This is a genomic window from Sulfitobacter sp. TMED3 (genome assembly GCF_002167505.1).
Taxonomy (GTDB): Bacteria; Pseudomonadota; Alphaproteobacteria; order Rhodobacterales; family Rhodobacteraceae; genus Sulfitobacter; species Sulfitobacter pontiacus.
Genome location: NZ_NHBI01000012.1, coordinates 51,671 through 72,657, shown reverse-complemented (window position 1 = coordinate 72,657; position 20,987 = coordinate 51,671). Strand labels below are relative to the sequence as shown.

Here is a 20,987-nt window from a genome sequence, read left to right as displayed (position 1 = left end):
ACCAATGGCCAGATCGACGCCGTAGTTTTGCAGCAACTCTGGTACAAGCCGGTCGCCGATGCCGAGGAAGAGTTCCACGATATCAGTCTCTGTTGCGCGGCATTGCCTCGTATCTTGCGCGATCAACGCGTCAAGCTGGGCGCGGATTTCCGCGCTCTCTGCCTCTAGTCGTGCATCCTCTTGCGCGTCGAACTCCGCTTTTGCATCTTGCTGACCGACGGCGCGCCCGGCATCAAAGCCCTGCTTGCGCGCTTCAGCGAGACGCAGGTTCAGCTCTTCCTCGTCGATTGTAGTGACGGGCGCCGCGGGCGCATTGTCGCTGTCAAAGTTTCGGGCGAAAAGATCGATCATGCGCCTGCCTCGGCAGGAAGCCACGACCGGATCACGCGCAGAACCTCTTGGGGTTTCTCATCTGCAAGCTGTTGGATCGTCTCGATCTTTTTCTTGTGCAGATTCCCGCGAATGCCTTCCTTGCGCACGTATTCAGCCACTTCCGCAGCTTCGATATCGTCATCCGTGACAGTCAACGGGTCGTCATCCTCGGCAATATCCGCGACGGCTGGCGTGGTGCCAGGCAGCTTGGGGCGCTGGCCTTCCGCTGTCAGTGCCGCCGGTTCGGCGGTCTTTTCTGCGGTCAGGGCGGGATCTTCGTAGCTGTTGAGCTGATCGCCTTCGCTGAACTTGCGCAGCATGGGCCGCACGCCAAAGACAAGGATCAGGCCGACAACCAGCAGGGCCAGAACACCGCGTACAATAGACACGACATTATCGGTCAGCTCATCCCCGATAGATTTGTCGATCGGATCGCCCAAATCCATCGAATAATCCATGAACCGCATACTATCGACAGAGACACTATCCCCGCGTGTAGTGTCGAATCCGACGGCAGTTTTGACCAGCTCCCCAAGCCGCGCCAGCTCTTCCGGCGTGCGTTCAGCGTAGATCACATCGGACCCGTCAACGTTGTAGATCCCGTTCACCAGAACCGCGACGGACATGCGCCGCACGTCGCCGGCTTCGCGCACGATCTCGCGGCGCGTGTTGCCGATCTCATATTGCACGATCTCGTCGGCCTCGGACCGACGGGTCGATGTCCCTGCCCCATTGCCATCGGCCAAAGCGGCAGGGATGTTGTTTTCCACACCGACGTTGCCTGCCTCTTTCGTGCCGGTCTGGTCTTCGGACTTCGTCTCGGTTGACCGCACGACCTGCTGGTCGGGGTCGTATGTCTGCTCGACAATGACTTCGCGCTGCGTGGTCAATTCGACGTTCACATGGACGCGCGCATTCCCCGCGCCGACCCGCGCTGTCAGGATGTTCTGTATCTCTTGCGACAGGCGGTCTTCAATGCCTGCTTTAGCGGATTGGACGCCGCCTTGGCTGCTGCCGTCCGGCCCTTCCGCCAGGATCGTCTCGCCACTGGCCGACAGAACGGTGACGCGCGAAATATCCAGATCAGCAACGGCAGAGGCGACCAGATTGCTGACCGCCACGGCCTGCTTGCGGGTCACCGCACGGCCGGATTCGGGGCGCAGGATGATAGAGGCACGCGGCGCTGGCGCATCGCGGGAGAAGGGCTCGCGGTCGGGCAACACCAGATGAACCCGCGCAGACGAGATCCCGTCAAGCGTCTGGATGGAGCGGGCGAGCTCCCCCTCCATCGCGCGCATCTTATTGATCTTCTGCAGGAAGGAGTTCATCGCCAGCCCGCTGCTTTCGTCGAACAGCTCCCATCCCGGATCCCCATCAATGGGCATGCCGGTCTCCGCCAAAACCATACGCGCCCGCACCGCGTCCCCGCGGGGAACCGAGATGCTGGTGCCGTCTTCAGAGACCATCGCGTTAAAGCCCGCGTTTGCCAGCGTCGCCTCGATCGAATTGGCGGAGGTGATCGACAGATTCGAATAGAGCGGCGCGTAGTCCGGACGGGTCACGGCACCAATGCCGAGAATCATCAACAGCACCACACCAATGCCCGCCCCACCAAGCATCATGAGCTTGTTTTTACCGAGCGACTTGAGATTGTCGATTAATCCTTGCATGGGGCCCCTCAGCATCGATTTGTTGTGAATATATTGATCAATTCATGCCTCAAGGCAAGTATTAAACAATTTTTAACCTTGTGTTTTTGCCCTTAAAAGGGGAATGTGGCATTAACACCAAGTTAAGGTTTCCACATGGCCGAGAAAGCGAAAAAAAAGCCAGCTGCGGCAAAGCAGGCCGCCTCTGCTGACGCAGCGGACCGGCCACGCGGGTCGCGCAAAATGCTGATCGCGGCCGCGCTCATGTGCGTGGTATCCTTGGGCGGCGGCTTTTTCCTTGCCCGTGCGGCCTACGTCAAAGACGCCGAAGCCTTCGAGCCCGAGTATAAAAGCGAAGAAGCCGATCAGACGGACACCAAGGATGATCACGCCGACACGGAAGATCATGGTAAAGACGATCACGCCAAGGACGAGGGTGATGCCGAAGACCATGCCGACGATACCAAGGCCGCAAGCACAGGGCTGATCGATCTGGGCGAGATGTTGACCAACATCCAAGGTTTCGATCAGAACGGCACGCCGACATCGGCGTTTCTTAAGGTGAACCTGATGGTCGCCTACCGGCCCGATGCGGGCGCGGACAAGCTGATGGTCGAACGCCAGCCCTTCATGCGCGATCTTTTCAACGGCTACCTGCGTGGGCTGACCGAAAACGACGTGCGCGGCATGGCGGGCATTCTTTATATCAAGGCCGAACTGCTGAAACGGGCGCGCGCCGCCGTGGGCAGCGATCTGCCGCAGGAAATCCTGATCAAAGACCTGATCGTGCAGTAGGAGGCGGCGATGAGCGAGAGCGACACAACAGCACGGCGACCCGACGAAGCAGGCAGCACCCTGATCGACGAGATCATCCGCATGTCGGATTTCACCTTTGATCGCCTGCCCATGCTCGACATCATTGGCGATCGCATGGTCGAAAACCTGTCGGTTGCCCTGCCCGACCTGATGCGCGCCATGTGTGAAGCCTCACTTGCCTCGCTTGACTATATCCCCATGGGCAAAGTGATCGAAGGGCTGCCCAAGCCTACGTTTCTGGCCGTTGGCACAGGTCACCCCTTTGTCGGTGAAATCCTTGTGGTGATGGATCAAACGGTGCTTATGACCGCGGTTGAACTGATGCTGGGCGGGAACGCCAAGAACGTCGATCTCGACAACACCGATCCCTTTACCGCGATCGAGCTTGGCTTTGGCGAACGGCTCGCCTCTGCCGTCTTTGCCGAGTTGGAGCGGTCTTTGTCGGTTGTGGGGGCTGCGAACCTCGAACTCGATCGCATCGAAACCGAGGCCGAAGGTGCCGCGATTGCCAAAAACACAAGCCTTTGCGCGCGGTTACGGCTGTCGTTGACCCTTGCAGGGAATACCGGAAACCTTGATCTTGTCATCCCCTATGACGCACTTGAACAGATCTTGCCCGACTTGGGTAAAGTCTATTTCGGCGACCGTATGGTGTCGCAAGACCAGTGGCGCGGGTTGATCGGGGCGCAGATCGAACGGGCGAACGTCGATCTGGATGTCGTCCTGTCCGAAAACGTCTTTCCGCTCCAAAAAATCATGTCATGGCGGCCCGGCGACACCATTGATTTCGGCATCGAGGAAGGCCGCGATGCCACTGTGACCTGTGCCGACACCCCGATGTTCAACGTGTCGTTGGGCAAACGCAACAACGGCTATGTGGCTGTACAAATTACCGAAAAGCTGGAAATTCTGGAGGACCACGAAGATGATGGCAACGATAATTGACAGCCTGATCGTCGTATTGCTGATCGGCAGCATCGGCTATGGCTACGTGGTTTCGATGAAATTGCGCAAGTTGACGGCGACGTTGAAACAGCTTGAACCGCTGGTCGAACAATTCTCCTCTGCGGTCGATAAATCCGAACAATCTGTGCACCACATGCGCGAAAGCATCGAAACTGCCCAACGTGCGCCGGCCCCCGTCGAAGCGCCTCCCCCGCCCGAAGAAACAGCCGCCTCTTTCGCCAGCCGCCGCGCGACCAAGCAAGCGCCGGCAGAACGCAATGGCGTGCGCGTGGTACGGGATAAAAAAGAGATGGTGCGCGCGTTTTTCGAAAATTCTTCTGCGGCAAAGGGCTGATAGATGTTTGGACCAGGTATGTTGAACGGGAAAATTATCCTTGGGGGGCTGGCCCTGACGCTCTGCGCCAAAGCCGCGCTATCCTTTCCTGAATTGCCCTTGTTCAAGGATAGTGCGCTGCCGCAGCAGCCGATGGTCGTTCTTGCCGCTGAAACCAAAGAGGAAACGGGCCTGCAACCGGTTCAGGATGCACCGCCGCTGGTGGGCAACCTGCCCGAACTTTCAAACGGCTGCGAAGCGCCCGAAGACGTTTTGATCTCGCTCACGAAAGAACGCGAATTGGTGCGGTTGCAGCAGGAAGAGCTGGAAAACCAACGTGCTGAGTTTGCGCTGGCCCGCGAACGGCTTAACATCGAAAAAGCATCTCTGACCGAGCTCAAGACCTCTATCGAGGATCTGCTGGGTCGCGTTGATGCCGCGCAGACCGAAGACCTTGATCGTCTGATCCAGCTTTACACGAATATGAAGCCGACCGATGCGGCGCGTATCATGGATGATCTGGACATCGAGACGACGATTATGATCCTTGGCACCATGAAGCCAAGAACAGCCGCCCCTATCCTTGCAAAGATCCCGCCTGTACGGGCGCGCGCCGTCTCCAAAATCATTCTGGAACGTTCGCAGCTTCCGGCGGACCAAGACCTTACAGGTATCAAGCTTCGTTAATATGGATCGGTCCGCAGGGTAGACCCCTGCGGTGCCGCCCGCTTTTTATTGTTGCGCAGGTCAAAGACGAAGCTGATGATCTCGGCGACAATTTCCCAATGGGCGACGGGAATGACCTGATCGACGTCGATCTCGTCATACAGCATTCGCGTTAACGGTTTATTCTCGATCATCGGAATATCGTGCTCCGCAGCCACTTCGCGGATGCGCCGCGCCAGATGATCTGCGCCTTTGGCGATACAGACCGGGGCCATATCCTGCGCCGGGTCGTATTTCAGCGCGATCGAATAGTGGGTTGGGTTGGTCAGAATGACATCCGCCAAAGGCACAGCAGTGATTGTACGCTGTTGTGACAGCTCACGCCGGCGACGCGCCCGTTTCTGCCGGATTTCGGGGGAGCCTTCGGATTCCTTATGTTCGTCCTTGATGTCTTTCTGGCTCATCCTTTGCTTGCGCCGCCAATCAAAACGACGCCACAGAATGTCGGCAATCGCGATTGGCACAAGCAGAATTGCAGCCGCAATCAACAGCTTAACAGCAGCGGCGGTCAGATAGCCGGGCAGATGCTCGGGGATAAAGCCCGACGAGGTCCAGATCCGCCGCACCGCTTCATTCGTGAACCACACGGCAAGCCCACCGATTGCCAAGACTTTGACGATACTTTTCGCGAATTCGACCAGCGCATTGGCCGAAAAAAGACGCTTCAACCCTTCCAGCGGTGATAATTTGGAAAGCTTTGGTTTGATACGCTCTGCCGCGACGACGGTTTCACCCTGAATCACAGCGCCAATCGCGCCGCCCAAAAACAAAACGCCAAAGATAGGAAGAACTGCCCATACGATCATATAGAAGAATTCGCTCATGATTTGCCCCAGCCGGATCACCCCCGGCTCTCCCGTGGCGACCATCAGATTTGGGGAATGGTCCAGCAGAACCGACAGCGCGACGACGATTTGCGGGGCCTGATAGGGCAAGACCAAGGCGGCGATCCCCAACATCGCCACGACAACGACCATGTTTCCCGTCTCCTTTGAAGACGGGACATCCCCTTTCTTGCGCGCGTCCTTAAGCTTCTTTTCGGTTGGCTCTAGGGTCTTTTCCGTGCTGTCGCTATTCTCGGCCATGATTAGATCCTAAAGCCCATGATCCACTCCTGGAATCGCACTAGGAAGTAATCAAGCATGGCCGGCAGGGCGATAGCAAGGATCAGCAGCCCTGCCCCGATCAACAGCGATGCCGCCACGAAAAACACGGGCAGTTGTGGCATCATCCGGTTTGCCAACCCCATGCCAAGGTTCAAAATCACACCCATCACAAAGAAAGGGGCCGCAATTGCCGTCCCGATGTAAAGGCTCGCACTCGCGACACGCAGTATTTGATCAGCAAGATCGGCGAGCACGAACTGTCCGGGCGGGAACACCTGATAGCTGGCAAGCAATGCGCGGATGATCAGATGATGGGTGTCTGTGACAAAGATCATGGTCACCGCGCTCATCAGCAGCAAGGTCGCCACCATCGTCGCGCCTTCAAACGACCCGAACGACGGGCCAAAAGCGTTTGCCAAACCAGACACCTGCCCCACCTGGAACCCCGCAAACTGCAATGCTGACAATAGGATACGCGCGCAAAGACCAATCCACAGCCCGATCAGCACCTCGGCGCCCAACAGGAACACCGCGGTCACCGCGCTATCAGGCAGCGCGCTTGCAATGGGCGTCAGCGGAAGCAGGGAAAGACTGATCAGCACCGCCAAGGACAGCCGCGGGCGCACCGGAATCTGCACCTCCCCAAACCCGGGCATAAACATCAGCGCCGTGCCAATGCGGGCAAACACCACGAAAAAAGAGAAAAATAGCGTCGAGATGAAGGGTTCGATTGCCACGATCGGTTAACCGACGGTGCCAACAGTACGTAGCGACGCTTTGCGGTGGACTTCGTTGTGCGAAATCACTTGGGTCATGGGGCTCACCCGTTCGAGGATCGACCGGACGTAGGGCCGCGCTTGCGGGCTGACCAGAATGGCCGGCCATTCATCCGCGCTTGAAAACTTCTGGATTTCCTTGCGTACTGCAAGAACAAACTCCTGTACCCGCGACGGCGACATCAGGAAGGTTTCTTCCCCGTTCGCTTTAGAGATCGAACTCGCAAGCTCGCGCTCCCAATCTCCACCCAGATTTATGACCGGCACATATCCTTGGGAATCCTTCAAGGATTGGCAAATTTGTTTAGCCAGTTTGCTACGGGCGTGCTCGATCACTGTGCGGATATTCTTGGACGTGGCGCTTGCCTCCGCGACCGCTTCGATGATCATCGATAGATTTCGGATCGACACCCGCTCTGCTAGCAGCGCCTGCAAGACATGCTGCAACATAACAGCCGAGCTGCTGTCAGAGCCGCTTGAAAGCAGTTTCTGATATTCCTTGCCCTGCCCCTCGATCAATTCCTGCGTCGCGGCATAGGTCAGGATCTCGGGCATATGCTCCTTGATCACCTCGGTCAGATGCGTGGTGATCACGCTTTCCGGATCAACGACAGTCATCCCCATGAGCTCTGCTTCGGATGCGCGCGTTTCGTCAACCCAGATCGCTTCCAACCCGAAGGTCGGTTCGCGCGTGCGTTTGCCGGGAAGGTTGATTTCTTGCCCCGACGGGTTAATCACCATCATCATCATCGGGTCCACTTCCCCACGCGCGGCCTCCACCCCTTGCAGGGAAATGGCGTAGGTATAGGCGGGAAGCTCCGCATCGTCCTTGATCCGAACCAACGGCAAGACAAACCCGAAGTCCTTTATAAACAACGACCTCAGGCTTTTAACCTTACCCGGCAGCGCCGCATTGACCGAGGTAATCATCGGCACGAGACCAGAGCCGAGATCCAGCCGGACATCATCAACGCGCAGCATATCCGACAGCTTGTCTTCAGCACTCTCAACAGGTGCCGCGTCGCGCGCGGCGGCGAGTTTCTCGGCTTTGTCCCGCTCTACAAAGGACTTCTGCATGATATAGCCAAAGCCCGCCATCCCGGCAGAGAGCGCAAGAAAGATCATCAACGGAAAGCCGGGCAGCCAACCGATACAGAATGTCAGCCCCGCCGCGACATACAAAGCCTTGGGAAAATTGCTGAGCTGCCCCAAGACGGCTTCGTTCGCCGCACCCAGTGTTCCGCCTTTGGTCACCAACAAACCAGCGGCAAGAGACACGACCAACGCCGGGATTTGCGTGACCAAACCGTCACCGATCGTTAGCACTGTATAGCGGCTCATCGCGTCGCCCACGCTCAGTCCGTGGCTGATCATACCGATCATAATGCCGCCAAAAACGTTGATCAGCGTGATGATCAATCCTGCAACAGCATCACCGCGGACGAACTTGGACGCACCGTCCATCGCCCCGAAGAACGAGCTTTCTTCCTCGACCGTTTTACGCCGTAGTTTCGCCTCCTCCTCCGTAATGGCACCGGCGCCGAGGTCAGCATCGATCGCCATTTGTTTACCCGGCATCGCATCCAGCGAGAATCGCGCCGCAACCTCCGCGATTCGAGTAGAGCCCTTAGTGATGACGATAAAGTTAATGATCACCAGAATTGTGAAAACAATAATGCCGATGATGAAGTCGCCGCCCAGAATAAACTGCGAAAATCCCTCGATGACATTCCCCGCAGCGCCCGGTCCGTTATGACCTTCACTCAAAATTAATCTGGTGGAGGATACGTTGAGTGCCAGACGCAGCATCGTGACGACCAGCAAAAGCGTCGGAAAGGAGTTAAATTCCAAGGGTGTACCGATCCACAGGGCCACCATGAGAATCAGAACGGACAACGCGAGGGAAATCGCCAAACCCAGATCCAGAAAGAACGGAGGCAACGGAATAAACAACATCGCCAGGATGAGAACCATCCCCACGGCGAACCCGATGTCGCGATTGGCACCGCTCAGCTTGGCAAAGCTGAAGGGCTGCGGATTTGTGTCTGGTGTCGCCACGCTCAGTTGACCTCTGCGTAATGGGGCAGGATGGGGGCCAACGCCTGCGTAGAATAGATAGACAGCGCGCCGCCCGCTTTGCCGGAGTTTGCACCGCTCAGATCGGCGCTCCAGTTGAAATCGGGCATCTCGCGGGTGACTGCAACCTGCTGCGGGGTGCTATTGCCCGGGCTAACATCGCTTGCAAAGCGGGTCAGGAATGCCTGGGCGATGCGCTGATTCTGCTGCAACTTCTGCAGATAAACAGCTTTGTAGCTGGGGTTAGACGAATGGTACCGGCCGGCAGCCTGCCACCAATCGCCTGTCTCGTGATATAGCGCGGTCAAAAAACGTGCGGCATAATCGACGTTATGCGCTGGCGTCGTCGCCTCTTCTAGCGAGGAGAACTGGTCGCCATGCCACCGTTGGTTAATCTGCATGCATCCCACATCCGTGGACCGGATGCCGCGGCCCTCTGTCTCGCGCACATGCGCTTCTAATGCGAGCTTGCTGCCAAAGAACGTGCCGGTACCGTTTGTGTTTGCGGTCCACGGCCATACCACCAGCTTGTTGTTCACCTGACGTCCAGCTTCCTGAATCCCGATCGCCAACAATAGGTTACCGGGAATGTTATAGCGCTGTTCAGCCGAAAGGATCTCGTCCACGCAGACGCGCATCGGATTTGACGTGGCGTTTTGCCGACCCAACTTCACGGCAGGAGCGGATGACGTGTAAAACCCCGTCCAACCGCCTTTGTCCGCCAAGGCAGAGACGGGCAGCAAGAGAACCATGAACAAGACGGTGAGGCGCACCCTAGAGCCCCCCGTTGGAGACAAGATCGAACACCCGGTCCGAGAGCCCGACAAGTGTCGAAAAAATAAATGGAATGCTGATGGCGAGCGTCACAAAAATCGCAGCGATTTTGGGCACGAACGTTAGCGTCATTTCCTGAATCTGTGTCAAAGCCTGGAAAAACGCGATGGCAAGCCCGACGCCAAGCGCCACAACAAGCACAGGTGCCGATCCGATCAATGTTACGGTTAACGTCTGCCGGATGATTTCGTAGATAGTGACAGAATCCACAGCGGACCTCCGAAAAACATGGCGCGTGTTAACCTGACGTTAAACCGGCATACGCATAACTTCTTGGTACGCTTCCACCAGTTTGTCACGCAGCGCGACCGAAACCTGAACTGTCTGCTCCATCGCCATGGTGGCCTGAACAACCTCTTGCAGGCTGGCTTGCCCTGTCAGCCCCTTGATCGCCATCTGGTCGCCTTCGCGCACCGACTCCACGGCCTGCGACGCGGCATCGCCGACCATCTGGGCAAAATCTTTTGGGGCGGGGCCAGCGGGTTTTGCACCCCGCGTTTCGCCTTGCACCGTCTTTGCATAGGCGGCTTCAACGTAGGAAGAACGGATGGCGGAAAAATCTGTCATTCTGGCACCTTACTTCAACAGCTCGACCAACTGACGGCGCATGTCACGCGCCTTGTCCAGCATCGAAAGGTTTGCTTCATAGCTGCGCGCGGCTTCACGCATATTGCTCATTTCGATCAGCGGGTTCACGTTCGGCATCTTGATATAGCCGTTCTGATCCGCCGCGGGGTGCGATGGTTCATACCGCAGTGTGAAATCGGCATCATCCCGCAGCACGCCTGCAGACTGCACAATCGCTGCCCCCGTTGACGGATCCGTAGCGCTTTCAAAAGAAATCGTCTTGCGCTGGTACGGGTCGCCCCCCGCCGTTTGCGCGGTCGAACTGGCATTGGCAAGGTTTTCAGAGACGATGCGCAACCGGTCACCCTGCGCCCGCATCCCGCTGGCTGCTGTTGCCGAAATTCTGGAAAGGGAATCCATCGCGCGTCTCTCCGTTATTTCCGGCCAGCGACGGCGTAGACCATCTCGTGCGCTTTGCGGTACAGGCTCGCGGCCATTTGGAACTGACCCGAGGCGCTGTTCGCCTCGACCAACTGCTCTTCCAGATTCACGTTATTCCCGGTTGCCGTAGCGCCACCCAGAACCCGCGCCTCAACCACCTCGGCCTCCTGCAAACGTTGCGACCGACCTGCGTCTTCCAAATAGCTGGCAAAACTTTGCACATCCTGCGCGCGGTATCCCGCAACGTCAGAATTCGCGATATTCTCGGACACGACATTCTGCCGCGTGGCAAGCCACTGCAAACGTTTCGGTGCAAGACTGAACAAGGATGTGGGATCTGTATTCATACTAGACTCATTATTTATCCTTGTTATATAGCAAGGATAGAATATTTTCGAAAGAGTATATTTTGACTTCTGCCTTCGCAAACCTGCAAAAGTCCATCTATTCATGCGCCAGCGCAAAGATCTCGGGCATCGTCAGGTCCATCACCGGCATGACCCTCACCGTCAGCGGGCTGGAGGCGATGGCAGCGATCGGCAGCCAATGTCGGGTGCACACCCCCGCAGGACACATCGATGGCGAAGTCGTCAGCGCACAGGGCAGTGATCTTTGCGTTCTGCCGTTCGGCACATGGGAGGGCGTGTCCGTCGGGAACACCGTCGAATTGATTGAGCATGACGATATGGTATCCCCCGACGACAGCTGGATCGGAACGGTGGTTGATGCGCTTGGCCGCCCCCTTACGCAATACACCCGCGCGCGCCGCCCGCGCCGCAAAACCCGCTTTCGCGCCAACCCCCCCGGTGCATTCGACCGCAAGAAGGTGGGCGAGAAGCTGGAAACACAGATCAAATGCATTGATATTTTCACCCCGATTTGTCGCGGCCAGAGGATGGGTGTTTTCGCGGGTTCCGGTGTCGGTAAATCGACCATGATGGCCATGCTGGCCCGCAATACGGATGCCGATGTGATTGTCATCGGGCTGATCGGCGAACGCGGCCGCGAGGTGCAACAGTTCATCCAGGAGGATTTGGGCGAGGAAGGCATGGCGCGCGCCGTTGTCGTCGTCTCTACCGGGGACGAGGCACCGCTGCTGCGCAAACAGGCCGCATTAACCACGACCGCGATTGCCGAATACTTCAAATCGACGGGAAAGCAGGTGCTGCTGCTGCTGGATAGCGTCACCCGTTTTGCGATGGCGCAGCGTGAAATCGGCCTCGCCCGTGGCGAGCCGCCAACCCTGCGGGGCTATCCGCCGTCGGTGTTCAGCGAACTGCCTCATTTGTTGGAACGCGCGGGCCCCGGTATGGCGGCAGAAGGTGATATTACCGGTCTTTATACGGTGCTGGTGGATGGGGACGATATGAACGAACCCATCGCGGATGCGGTGCGCGGGATCGTGGATGGGCATCTGGTGCTCGACCGGCGCATCGCCGAACAGGGGCGTTTTCCCGCGATCGATCTACAAAAATCGCTGTCGCGGATGCTGCCGGGCTGCCACTCTCCCGAAGAATACGAGATCACCAAAGTCGCACGCAAAGCCTTGGGCCGCTACGCCGATATGGAAGATCTGATCCGATTGGGGGCGTATAAAGCCGGGTCCGACCCGGAAACGGACCAAGCCATCACATTCTTCCGCGTGGCCAGCCCATTCCTGTCACAAAGCCGCGGCGACAAGACCCCAGCCGCCGAAGGCTTTGCCGACACCTACCGGATGATACTGGAGTCCGGCATCGACGACCCGCTGCGGAGTTTTTTCGAGGAACGCGCCCGCACCGAGGCTGGTCAGGCGCAATAAAAAAACCGGCGGGACGTCTGTCCAAGCCGGTAGGTGCTTCGTCAGGGCCCCTCCCCACCAGTGGCGGAGAGGGGTTTTTCATATAACGCCTAAACCGAATTAACGGAACAAGCTCAGGATGTTCTGAGGCGCCTGGTTTGCAATCGACAAGGACTGCGTCGCCAGCTGCTGCTGAACCTGATAGGCCTGCAAACGCGCCGCTTCTTCTTCCATATCCGCATCAACCATCGAGCTCACGCCGGAATCCAGCGTGTCTGCTAAGCTATCGATAAATTGCATTTGGCTGTCGAGCGTATTTTCCGTAATACCCAAGCTAGTTGCTGCATCAATTGATAGGCCCAGCTGAGTTTCTGCCGTCGTAAGCTGCGTCTGGAGAGTCGCGCTGGATTGGTCAGTCACAACGTCGATACCGGCAAATGTAGTTTGAATAGTTGCGAGATCGGCCTCGTTGAAAGTAAAGGTTGTTGCTCCAAACGTGTTTGCAACACCACCAGCATTACGTGTAACGCCGTTTACTACGGTTACGCTAGCAGAAGAATCCACCAAGTTGTTACCGTTGAATGTAGCCTGACCTATCGCAGATGCCATATTTTCGACCAGCGCATTAATTTCCAACTGAACATCCGCTCTGTCAACGCCATCAGTTTGCGCAAAAGCAACACGCTCTACGATCTGTTGTGCAATATCCGAAACCGTTTCGGCACCCAGACGGGCAGTCGCGACGGAGTTCTTGGTCGCGGTCATGCCTTCGTTGATGGCTTTGAACATGCCGCTGTCGCCTTTCATCGTCTCAGAGACGGCGAAATAGGCGGCGTTGTCTTTACCAGACGCCACTTTCAGGCCGGTGGAAACACGGTCCTGTGTTTGGTTAAGCCCACGGTTCACGTCTTTCAACGTGGCCAGAGCGTTCATTGCGGAGGTATTGGTGAGAATGGACGACATTTAATGTTCTCCTTGCTTCTCGTATTGATCCAGTCTTCTGACTGAGGTCAGCCGTAAATGGCTAACCTGAACTACATAGCAGTTCAGGTTAAAGCAGGGTTAACAAATTGAGTAAAATCGGCGAAACGCGCTTTAGAATTTCTGATCGACGCGCATGTTCTTATCCGCAACGCCGCTCACACGTTGGCCCATCTTGCCATAATTTCCGTCTAGCGCATTGCGATTGCTGATCTTTTTGACCTCGCGCAGGATGGTGCGGGCGGCGACGGCCATGCGGGATAAAATTGCGCTGTCCTCTTCAATCGCCCCCTTTAACTGCTTGAGGTGTGCCTTCACCTCCAGCTCATTCATAATCGGGTGATCCATAAAGGGTTCGACCAGTGGGGTTTGCAGCTCCAGCCACTTCAACGCGCGGGATTTTTCTTCGAAGATCGCGCTAACGACATCTAGATTGCCGGCTTTGATCGCATCGACCTCGCGGTTCAGCACGTCGATGGTGTCGTGGATTTTCGCCACATAGGCGTGAATGTTTTCCTCGTCCTGCGGGGTCAGCGCCAGCTGGTCAGGGGCCTCGCCCTCGGGGGCGGTGCCGCGTTGACCGAAACGGAAGGTGCGCGGGGTCATTCGCCCTGCTCCGCAAATTTGGCTTTGCCCTGCCCGTAGGCGTCCAGCATTTGCGACACGCTACCGGAAAAGCCCAAACCGCCCTGCTCTACCAACTGGCCAGCGACGGCTTCGGACATGAAAGACCGCCACATATCCGCCTGCTGTTCCCCGCCGAAAGCTGAGGCACCGGCGGTTTTCATCATCTCGTCGACGAACTGGGTTAAGAACACCTTTTCGAATTCTTTACCTGTCTGCGCCGCGCGGTCGGGTTTGGCGATATCGAATACGGGCAGTGACGGGGGGATTGAACCGGTCATCAGATAATCTCCAGATCGGCGTGAAGCGCCCCTGCGGCCTTGATGGCCTGCAAAATCGCAATGGTTTGCCGTGCGCCGACGCCGATGGCGTTCAGCCCGTCGACAAGCTCTTGCAGGCTCACGTCACCGTTCAGAATGGTAAAGCTGCCGTCAGTTTCTTCGATATCAATCTCGGTCTCCGGCACGATCACGGTCGTCCCCCCGATAGAGATAGGTTCCTCGCTGATCACGGCCGTATTTCCGCCAAGACTGATCGGACCTGGCTGGCTGACGCCGAAATTCTCGCGCACCCGCACGGTCAGGCCACCCTGGCTGATCGCGACCTGCGCGATCCGCACGTCCGAGCCCATGACGATGGTGCCCGATTTCTCGTCAATCACGACCCGCGCCACGGCGTCCGGCGTGACCAGCAGGTTTTCCACCGCCATGATCGTCTCGGGCGCGTTGCGTTTGTCACCGACCCAGACCTCGATCGTGCCGGAATCCAGCACCTCGACCTGACTGGACCCAAGGTGTTTCGCAATGGCTTCGCGCACGCGATCCGCCGTGGTAAAATCGGGGTTATTCAGCGCAATCCGGATACTGTCGAGCTGAAAGAGGCTGAATTCGATCTCGCGCTCGACGATGGCCCCGTTTTCGATCCGCGCGATGGTCGGCACGCCATCCACAACGCTCGCGGCATTGCCATCCACGCGGTAGCCCGACGCCGCAACCGCGCCCTGCCCCACGGCATAGACCTCACCATCCGCGCCCGTCAGCGGGGTGATCAACAAGGTACCTCCCCGCAGACTTGTCGCATCTCCTAGCGACGACACCGTGATATCGATGGGCGAGCCGCGCCGCGCAAAAGGGGGTAGCTTGGCCGTCACCATCACGGCGGCGGTGTTCTTGGTTTTGAGCGCCTCGCCATCAAGGTTCGCAACGCCAAGCCGTTCAAGCATCCCCCGAATGGATTCACGGGTGAACGGGCTGGAGTTCAGCTTGTCCCCCGTCCCCAAAAGCCCAACGACGAGGCCATACCCGATCAGATGGTTTTCCCGCACACCTTCAAAATGCGCAATATCCTTGATCCGGACCTCGGCCCAGGACGGCATCGCGGGCACAACCAAAAGCGCTGCGGCGGCAAGGGCCTGCAGGCAACGCAGCAGGCGGGTCATGGGGCGTCGCTGGCCGTGCGCCATTGCGAAATCTCCGGTACAAGAACAGTTCAACTATCCTTGGCATAATCACGTAATAACCGGATTTATACAAGTTAAATCATCTATTAATTGTTGCTACCGCAGAATATACTTGCTACCGATAGGAATAGTCAGGGTTTAGGGCACACAAACATGCGCATGTATATTTTCGAACAGCGNAAAGAACGATGCGCCGGCCTTACGGCAGAGCTGCGCAGCGCAGGTATCGAGCTTCAGTTCGTCACCGCCGAGTTTTTCACGACNGGCCTTGGCCCTTTGCTGCAACCCGGCCATCAGACNAATGCNGTTCTGATCGGTGAATGNGACGATACGCGTGAATATATCCGCGCGATGCGTACCGCAGGCTGCGTCAANCCGGTGATCGTGCTCAAGGATTTCCGCAACGCCAAGGATACGTCGGACCTGCTGAACCTTGGCGCNGATGATGTGATCGTCAGCCCGATCCGTGGGGCCGAAGTGCTGTCGCGGACCAATTCGATCATCCGGCGNCACTATGGCCATGCCTCNGAAAGCGTGATCGTCGGAGAACTGACCGCCTATTTCGACGGGCGCGATCCGATCGTATCGGGCAGCCGCATCAAACTGTCGAAACGCGAATATTCGGTGTTCCAGCATCTTGCGCTGAACTCGAACAAAGTCATCTCTAAAGACGCGATTTATGACGCAATCTANGGCAGCAGCATCGATCAGCCCTTCGATAAGGTCATCGACGTCTACATCTGCAAACTGCGCAAAAAGCTCGCNTCCGCGTCNAAATCAGGCTGGCAGTATATCGAGACCGTGCATGGCCGCGGCTACAAGCTAAGCTCGCCCGAAGTGACGTCGAAAGCCGGCTGATCAGCGCAGGTAATTCAGGATCGACAGGCTCGAAAGCCGCGAGGAAACCTGATAGCTCGCCTGCAACTGTGTCTCCAGACTATTCATGCGCGTGATCGCCTCGTAGGGATCAACACTTTCGTAGTTCGAGATTTGNGTCCGCTGCACNAGCGACAGATCGNTCAGCTGCGNTTGGGTCTTCTCGACGATCTGCTGGTTGAACCCGATCCGCGCCGAGATATCCAACATACCCTCTTGCGACGCCGACAGGCTATCGACCACNTCTGACATCCAGGTGCTATAGGCCGCTTCGTCCATCTGGCTCACGTCGGTCACGGCCAGCATCGCCAACCCTTTGTAGGCATCGCGGAAAGACTGGTCGTTGGCGCGCACACCGTAGACGACCTCTTGTCCGGTATTCACCCAGGCGCTGATCTGCTTTGTCTCGGCNCNACTGGCATCACGCTCGGGCGAGCCTTGATAGAAGGTGCCCTGAAAATTCCGGCTGGCGTCGGCGTCTTGCGAGTTGAACACGGTCTCTAGCTGATCCGCGATGGCTTGGGCGCTGGCTGGGTCGGTTGGACCGGNNCCAAANATNTCTTCGACCACCGATTGCGGTGAACGGCCTGTGTCGGCACTGGTTTCNGGCCAGCGGGTCAGCGAGGTCTTGTTGGATTCCAGCCCCGAAAACAGGTTCTCGCCATTATACGACGTGTTCATCGTCGACACGAGGCTTTCCAGCGCGGCGCGGGCNTGCATCTGCAACACCTCGGCCCCGTTGCCATNGCGTGTGGCATTGACCAGCGCGCTTTCCAGCACCGATTGTACCTGCGTGCGTGCCGCATCGACGGACGCAAGCATCGCGTCAAGCNTGCTCGCCAGCACGTCGTTCGATGTCATGAAGGTCTGGGTATTCGCCTCACGCCCGTGCAGCTTCATCACCGAGGCCGCGCGCGGGCCCAGATCGGNATAGATGTCGGCCTTTTTTCCGGTAGAGACTTCTTCGCTCACCCGTTGCAATTCCAGCGTCGTNCGCTGCACGTTCTGACGGTTGAAAAGGTTAAACTGGAACGACGAAAAACTGCTGATACCTAGAACCATTGTCCCTGCCTCATACCGCTGCGATCAGCGTGTCGATCATCTCTGACACNGCTGTAAGCACTCTGGAGTTTGCCGCATAACTTTGTTCGATCAACAGCAGTTGCTGCATCTCGTCATCAATATTCACGCCCTCAGAATTGCGCCGCGCGGACATAACGACCTCTGCCGCAGAGGCCGCGGCGTTAAAGTCATTCTCTGCCCGTGCGCGCGTGGCCGCTTGGCTGGTGATCATCTCTGCCGAAAAATCGCGCAAAGTGACCTCGGCGGGAATACCCGTGCCCGTCGCTGCATTCATCGCCGTGTCGAGCCCTGCCAGAAANGCGTTNATCTGCACCGTTTCAGACCCTGCACCGGGGGAAGTGGCCCCCAGACCATCGCGGATACGCCAAACCTCCGCATCGCCGGTAGAGGAGATCTTGCTGTTTATTTGCAAACGGCTCGCCAGACCNGTGATATTTGCCGGATCAAACGCGATCCCNTTATCTGTGAACAGCCCCGCNTCNCCCGGTGCAAGGCTGGCATCGGCCNCTTCAAAGGTCTGGATCAGCCCCCGCGCGTATTCGTCCAACTGTTGACTAAACTGCGGTATAGTCTCTCTCTTCAGNTCGGANAGCCCCGCAAGACTGCCGTGCTGAATACCACGCACACCGTCTTTGAACGGGGTGATNTCCTGATTNCCCGCCATCAATGTGCCGTCGCTGGGGTTAAAGGTCACATCCTGNACGACGCGCCCCTCCAGCAATGCGGCCCCGCTGACCGTATAAAGGCTGATCGACCCGTTCGAAGACCGATGTATCCGCGTGTCAANGATCCCGGAAATCTGGTCAAGGATCGTGTCGACCTTTTCATCAAACTGCGCGGCCTCCAGCGAACCGGGGGTAAAGCCGCTGCCCGAGGCATTCAGATCGCGCAACTGGTATAGGGCCGTGTTCAGGTCCGCGACTTCATAGCGGATTTCCATATTCACGTCATTTAACGTCGTCGATAGCGTTGTCGCCGCCCCTTTGACCGACCGCACCAGATCCTCTGCCGCCAGCGCAACGGATGTCTGCGCCCCGTTCGACGACGGCATATTGACCAACGTTGTCAGGCTGTTCTGGAATTCGTTAAACCGGTCTGCAGGCGATGTGCCGTCACCGGGCTGCCCCAGATAGGCGGTATAGGTGGTCAAACCTTCCTGAATAGACTGATACTGCGTCATCCGGCTGTTTTCGAGCCGCGACATCCGTTGCAGCGTCGCATCGACCTCGCGGCGGACCTCGCTGATGACGGCCCCGCCCTGCCCGCCGCTGGCCGTGACCAGCACCGCCTCGCGCCGGACATAACCGGGGGTCATCGCATTCGACACGTTATCCGCCGCGATCCGCGACTGACCCTGTGTCGTATGCAAACCGGCTGTGGCCGAATTCAGCGCGCCCGAAAGGCTCATGTCATGCTCCGGTCAGACCGTCTGGCTTATCGTTTCAGACGGGTGGTTTCATCCATCATATCGTCGACGGTGGTGATCACTTTGGCATTGGTCGAAAATGCCCGCTGCGCCTTGATCAGGTCGGTCATCTCTTGCGCAATGTCCACGTTAGACCCTTCAAGCGCCCCGGCGTTGATCGACCCCACGGTCGAAGAATTGGCTTGCAAAGCAGAGAACGACCCTGTTTCACCCGACAGGCGATAGGCGTTGCCCTTCACTTCGACCAGCCCGTTGGGGTTGGCGACGACAGCGACGGGAATGTCATAAAGCGCGCGGCGCATGCCATTATCGAAAACGCCGAACAATGTGCCGTCTTCGGTAATCTCGGTGCGCACCAGCTCGCCCGCGCTGGACCCGTCCCGATCAAACGCGAGGCTGAAATCCCCCGCGAACTGGCTGATCCCGTCAAATGCGCCGGGCTTGCCAAGGGTGATGTCGATCTCTTGCGGGACAACCCCGTTATCAAGGGTGATCGTCGCCACGCCTGTCGCAGGGTCCACGGTAAAGGCGGCAGGTGCCGTCGCGGTGGAATTGATGTTGCTATAGCTCAGCGGAGAGCCCGCCGCAGGCCCGGCGTTGTTGAACTCGATCGTGACACTGCCGAGCCCATTGCCATTCTGATCCGCAATTGCCAGATCCCATGTGTTCGCCGTGGTGCCAGGTGCCCAGGAAAAGCTCACGCGCTGGCTTTCACCCAAGGCGGTGAACACTTCGGACGAGGTGACAAAAGGTGCGCCGGGATCGGCTTGGCCTGTGTCCTGCGATGGCAGGTTGCCAAAGGCGGTGATGGTCGACGTCACGCCGGCAGAGATGTTCAGATTGCCGATGTTGACCGTTTCCATATCCTTGAAGGACGTCCGGTCGACCGACCCGATGTCCCCTTCCAGCCCGTAGGGGTAGCCCGCAAGATAGTATCCCGCCGCGTTCTTCAGGTTGCCCTGTTCATCCGGCAGGAACGACCCCGCGCGGGTCAGCATGTAGTTGGTCTGCACAGTCTCGTTCGGGTTCATCGACACCGCGAAAAAACCGTTCCCGCCAATCGCCAGATCGGTAGAGGAGTTGGTCGAGATCAGGCCGCCTGCTGTCGAAATGTCCAGCTCTTCAACAGCGTTGACCGACAAGACCCCGTCGCCATTCCCGCCCGAGGCAGTGGTCGTGACCATATGCGCGAACCCGCGGCGGTACCCCACCGTGTTCGAGTTTGCGATGTTCTCGGAGATGCTGCCAACCGCCTTGGAGTTGGCGCGCAGCCCGCTGACACCCGTCTGAAGCGCACTTGAAATGCTCATTTTCCTACCTCGTTGTCGTTCTTGGTATTCTTGCCTAACAGGACAAATAATCGAATTGGTTTAAAGAAGGTTAAATTTTCGCGATTTATTTTTGTCTAACCTTGGTTTAGCTGAAATTTGCAGCCGAGTTCATGGAGATATCCCTGAATTCGCGATGCTTTCAAAGGCATTCTCTAGCTGCTCCAGCCGCTTCGCCGCCCCGCCCGCGCTAAGCGGCAGCACGTTATCGCGCACCTCAGATATGCTGTTTGCCAGTGAAATCAGATCTTTAGACGGTGTGAGACTGGGGAAGGAACGCGTCACCTGCTGTAGCGTCTCTTGATCTTCGGACCGATAGGCCGCGATCAACAGGCGCGTGGCATCCTGCAAGGAAAAATCCTGCGGATATGTCCGCCAAAGCTGCGTAAGAACGTCCGCCGCCTGCGGCCAGCGCTCCTCCTCCGACAGCGCGAGCCCCACATCGCGCAAATGCTGCGCCGTTGGTGCATCGACGGACGCCTTCAGCAACGCAGGCTTATCCCCCAGTTTAGAGAGGGTTTGCGCCAGCAAACTCTGATGCGCNTCCTCCATCTCGGGGGCGACGCTTACNTCCATCAGTTCCAACGTCAGCCGNGCATCGGCGAATTGCCCCCCCTGCACCTGCGCTTGCGCAAGCTTCATGTTCAGGCGNAAAATCTCGGCCNCGCGGGAGGTGCCNTGTTCTTCCTGCTTTTCTTGCAAGATACGCACGGCNCGACGGTATTCCTTGGCCGCCAGATCGGTCGACCCCANCTTCAGGACNTANTCNCCCAGNGTTTCAATCTGCG

The 20,987-nt window shown here is 57.6% G+C and carries 22 protein-coding genes and 1 pseudogene; 6 read left to right on the top strand and 17 right to left on the bottom strand.

Going from position 1 to position 20,987, the window contains the following annotated elements; genetic code table 11:
- Both CBB63_RS04490 and fliF read right to left on the bottom strand, forming a co-directional pair.
- Nucleotides 1-351, bottom strand: a pseudogene (locus CBB63_RS04490) (flagellar motor switch protein FliH); the annotation flags it as partial.
- A complete protein-coding gene (fliF, locus tag CBB63_RS04485) occupies nt 348-2,042 on the bottom strand; it encodes a flagellar basal-body MS-ring/collar protein FliF (protein ID WP_286698299.1) in 1,695 nt (564 codons plus the stop codon). The gene fliF and the pseudogene CBB63_RS04490, both read right to left, overlap by 4 nt.
- 135 nt (nt 2,043-2,177) lie before the next feature.
- Here fliF and CBB63_RS04480 point away from each other — a divergent pair, with 135 nt between their 5' ends.
- From CBB63_RS04480 to CBB63_RS04465, 4 genes are read left to right on the top strand one after another with little or no spacing between them, the layout of a single operon-like run.
- The gene (locus CBB63_RS04480; RefSeq protein WP_286698298.1) at nt 2,178-2,816 is read left to right on the top strand and encodes a flagellar basal body-associated FliL family protein; all 639 of its coding nucleotides are present in this window, start codon (nt 2,178-2,180) and stop codon (nt 2,814-2,816) included.
- Between the two features lie 9 nt (nt 2,817-2,825).
- Nucleotides 2,826-3,782, top strand: coding sequence for a flagellar motor switch protein FliM (locus tag CBB63_RS04475; RefSeq protein WP_009824339.1), 957 nt, complete (start codon nt 2,826-2,828; stop codon nt 3,780-3,782).
- On the top strand, nt 3,763-4,137 hold the full coding sequence (locus CBB63_RS04470) for a hypothetical protein (protein WP_005849045.1): 375 nt from the start codon (nt 3,763-3,765) through the stop codon (nt 4,135-4,137). The genes CBB63_RS04475 and CBB63_RS04470 overlap by 20 nt, the downstream gene beginning before the upstream one ends.
- A gap of 3 nt (nt 4,138-4,140) precedes the next feature.
- A complete protein-coding gene (locus CBB63_RS04465; RefSeq protein WP_005849044.1) occupies nt 4,141-4,803 on the top strand; it encodes a MotE family protein in 663 nt (220 codons plus the stop codon).
- Here CBB63_RS04465 and CBB63_RS04460 read toward each other — a convergent pair.
- The 8 genes from CBB63_RS04460 to CBB63_RS04425 form a co-directional block, all read right to left on the bottom strand.
- Entirely contained in the window at nt 4,800-5,927 is a 1,128-nt protein-coding gene (locus CBB63_RS04460) for an EscU/YscU/HrcU family type III secretion system export apparatus switch protein (protein ID WP_005849043.1), read from the bottom strand. The two genes, CBB63_RS04465 and CBB63_RS04460, sit on opposite strands and share 4 nt — an antisense overlap.
- Before the next feature lie 2 nt (nt 5,928-5,929).
- Nucleotides 5,930-6,685 carry a flagellar biosynthetic protein FliR gene (locus tag CBB63_RS04455; protein ID WP_005849041.1) on the bottom strand — a complete coding sequence of 252 codons (756 nt, stop codon included), beginning with the start codon at nt 6,683-6,685 and terminating at the stop codon, nt 5,930-5,932.
- 6 nt (nt 6,686-6,691) lie between these two features.
- Nucleotides 6,692-8,782, bottom strand: coding sequence for a flagellar biosynthesis protein FlhA (gene flhA, locus CBB63_RS04450; RefSeq protein ID WP_278425744.1), 2,091 nt, complete (start codon nt 8,780-8,782; stop codon nt 6,692-6,694).
- A gap of 2 nt (nt 8,783-8,784) precedes the next feature.
- Nucleotides 8,785-9,426 (bottom strand): lytic transglycosylase domain-containing protein, encoded by a 642-nt coding sequence (locus tag CBB63_RS04445; RefSeq protein ID WP_286698297.1) that lies wholly within the window; start codon nt 9,424-9,426, stop codon nt 8,785-8,787.
- Nucleotides 9,427-9,574: 148 nt separating this feature from the next.
- On the bottom strand, nt 9,575-9,844 hold the full coding sequence (locus tag CBB63_RS04440; RefSeq protein WP_005849035.1) for a flagellar biosynthetic protein FliQ: 270 nt from the start codon (nt 9,842-9,844) through the stop codon (nt 9,575-9,577).
- Between the two features lie 39 nt (nt 9,845-9,883).
- Complete coding sequence (gene fliE, locus CBB63_RS04435; protein WP_009824343.1) at nt 9,884-10,201, bottom strand: flagellar hook-basal body complex protein FliE; 318 nt, start codon at nt 10,199-10,201, stop codon at nt 9,884-9,886.
- Nucleotides 10,202-10,210: 9 nt separating this feature from the next.
- Nucleotides 10,211-10,621: a flagellar basal body rod protein FlgC gene (flgC, locus tag CBB63_RS04430; protein WP_074636865.1), complete on the bottom strand. Its 411-nt coding sequence runs from the start codon at nt 10,619-10,621 to the stop codon at nt 10,211-10,213.
- Between the two features lie 14 nt (nt 10,622-10,635).
- Nucleotides 10,636-10,989: a flagellar basal body protein gene (locus CBB63_RS04425; RefSeq protein WP_005849029.1), complete on the bottom strand. Its 354-nt coding sequence runs from the start codon at nt 10,987-10,989 to the stop codon at nt 10,636-10,638.
- Nucleotides 10,990-11,051: 62 nt separating this feature from the next.
- Here CBB63_RS04425 and CBB63_RS04420 point away from each other — a divergent pair, with 62 nt between their 5' ends.
- Complete coding sequence (locus CBB63_RS04420; RefSeq protein ID WP_286698296.1) at nt 11,052-12,443, top strand: FliI/YscN family ATPase; 1,392 nt, start codon at nt 11,052-11,054, stop codon at nt 12,441-12,443.
- Nucleotides 12,444-12,542: 99 nt separating this feature from the next.
- Here CBB63_RS04420 and CBB63_RS04415 read toward each other — a convergent pair whose 3' ends face one another.
- The 4 genes from CBB63_RS04415 to CBB63_RS04400 all read right to left on the bottom strand — a co-directional run bounded on the left by CBB63_RS04415 (nt 12,543) and on the right by CBB63_RS04400 (nt 15,465).
- Nucleotides 12,543-13,385: a flagellin N-terminal helical domain-containing protein gene (locus tag CBB63_RS04415; RefSeq protein WP_286698295.1), complete on the bottom strand. Its 843-nt coding sequence runs from the start codon at nt 13,383-13,385 to the stop codon at nt 12,543-12,545.
- A 132-nt stretch (nt 13,386-13,517) separates the two neighbouring features.
- Nucleotides 13,518-14,009, bottom strand: a complete 492-nt coding sequence (locus CBB63_RS04410) for a flagellar biosynthesis protein FlgI (RefSeq protein ID WP_286698294.1) — start codon at nt 14,007-14,009, stop codon at nt 13,518-13,520.
- On the bottom strand, nt 14,006-14,308 hold the full coding sequence (locus CBB63_RS04405) for a hypothetical protein (protein WP_009824348.1): 303 nt from the start codon (nt 14,306-14,308) through the stop codon (nt 14,006-14,008). The genes CBB63_RS04410 and CBB63_RS04405 overlap by 4 nt, the downstream gene beginning before the upstream one ends.
- A complete protein-coding gene (locus CBB63_RS04400; RefSeq protein ID WP_009824349.1) occupies nt 14,308-15,465 on the bottom strand; it encodes a flagellar basal body P-ring protein FlgI in 1,158 nt (385 codons plus the stop codon). The genes CBB63_RS04405 and CBB63_RS04400 overlap by 1 nt, the downstream gene beginning before the upstream one ends.
- Nucleotides 15,466-15,639: 174 nt before the next feature.
- Between CBB63_RS04400 and CBB63_RS04395 the strand changes: the two genes are divergently transcribed.
- Nucleotides 15,640-16,344 carry a response regulator transcription factor gene (locus CBB63_RS04395; RefSeq protein ID WP_286698293.1) on the top strand — a complete coding sequence of 235 codons (705 nt, stop codon included), beginning with the start codon at nt 15,640-15,642 and terminating at the stop codon, nt 16,342-16,344.
- Here the strand turns inward: CBB63_RS04395 and CBB63_RS04390 are convergent, their stop codons facing one another.
- The 3 genes from CBB63_RS04390 to CBB63_RS04380 all read right to left on the bottom strand — a co-directional run bounded on the left by CBB63_RS04390 (nt 16,345) and on the right by CBB63_RS04380 (nt 20,181).
- Nucleotides 16,345-17,424, bottom strand: coding sequence for a flagellin N-terminal helical domain-containing protein (locus CBB63_RS04390; protein ID WP_286698292.1), 1,080 nt, complete (start codon nt 17,422-17,424; stop codon nt 16,345-16,347).
- Between the two features lie 10 nt (nt 17,425-17,434).
- On the bottom strand, nt 17,435-18,853 hold the full coding sequence (flgK, locus tag CBB63_RS04385) for a flagellar hook-associated protein FlgK (protein ID WP_286698291.1): 1,419 nt from the start codon (nt 18,851-18,853) through the stop codon (nt 17,435-17,437).
- A gap of 26 nt (nt 18,854-18,879) precedes the next feature.
- Nucleotides 18,880-20,181, bottom strand: a complete 1,302-nt coding sequence (locus CBB63_RS04380) for a flagellar hook protein FlgE (RefSeq protein ID WP_009824353.1) — start codon at nt 20,179-20,181, stop codon at nt 18,880-18,882.
- Nucleotides 20,182-20,987: the final 806 nt, after the last annotated feature.

Coding starts and splice junctions, on each gene's coding strand:
- fliF (WP_286698299.1), bottom strand. CDS start 2,042: ATGCAAGGATTAATCGACAATCTCAAGTCGCTCGGTAAAAACAAGCTC.
- CBB63_RS04480 (WP_286698298.1), top strand. CDS start 2,178: ATGGCCGAGAAAGCGAAAAAAAAGCCAGCTGCGGCAAAGCAGGCCGCC.
- CBB63_RS04475 (WP_009824339.1), top strand. CDS start 2,826: ATGAGCGAGAGCGACACAACAGCACGGCGACCCGACGAAGCAGGCAGC.
- CBB63_RS04470 (WP_005849045.1), top strand. CDS start 3,763: ATGATGGCAACGATAATTGACAGCCTGATCGTCGTATTGCTGATCGGC.
- CBB63_RS04465 (WP_005849044.1), top strand. CDS start 4,141: ATGTTTGGACCAGGTATGTTGAACGGGAAAATTATCCTTGGGGGGCTG.
- CBB63_RS04460 (WP_005849043.1), bottom strand. CDS start 5,927: ATGGCCGAGAATAGCGACAGCACGGAAAAGACCCTAGAGCCAACCGAA.
- fliE (WP_009824343.1), bottom strand. CDS start 10,201: ATGACAGATTTTTCCGCCATCCGTTCTTCCTACGTTGAAGCCGCCTAT.
- flgC (WP_074636865.1), bottom strand. CDS start 10,621: ATGGATTCCCTTTCCAGAATTTCGGCAACAGCAGCCAGCGGGATGCGG.
- CBB63_RS04425 (WP_005849029.1), bottom strand. CDS start 10,989: ATGAATACAGATCCCACATCCTTGTTCAGTCTTGCACCGAAACGTTTG.
- CBB63_RS04415 (WP_286698295.1), bottom strand. CDS start 13,385: ATGTCGTCCATTCTCACCAATACCTCCGCAATGAACGCTCTGGCCACG.
- CBB63_RS04410 (WP_286698294.1), bottom strand. CDS start 14,009: ATGACCCCGCGCACCTTCCGTTTCGGTCAACGCGGCACCGCCCCCGAG.
- CBB63_RS04405 (WP_009824348.1), bottom strand. CDS start 14,308: ATGACCGGTTCAATCCCCCCGTCACTGCCCGTATTCGATATCGCCAAA.
- CBB63_RS04400 (WP_009824349.1), bottom strand. CDS start 15,465: ATGACCCGCCTGCTGCGTTGCCTGCAGGCCCTTGCCGCCGCAGCGCTT.
- CBB63_RS04380 (WP_009824353.1), bottom strand. CDS start 20,181: ATGAGCATTTCAAGTGCGCTTCAGACGGGTGTCAGCGGGCTGCGCGCC.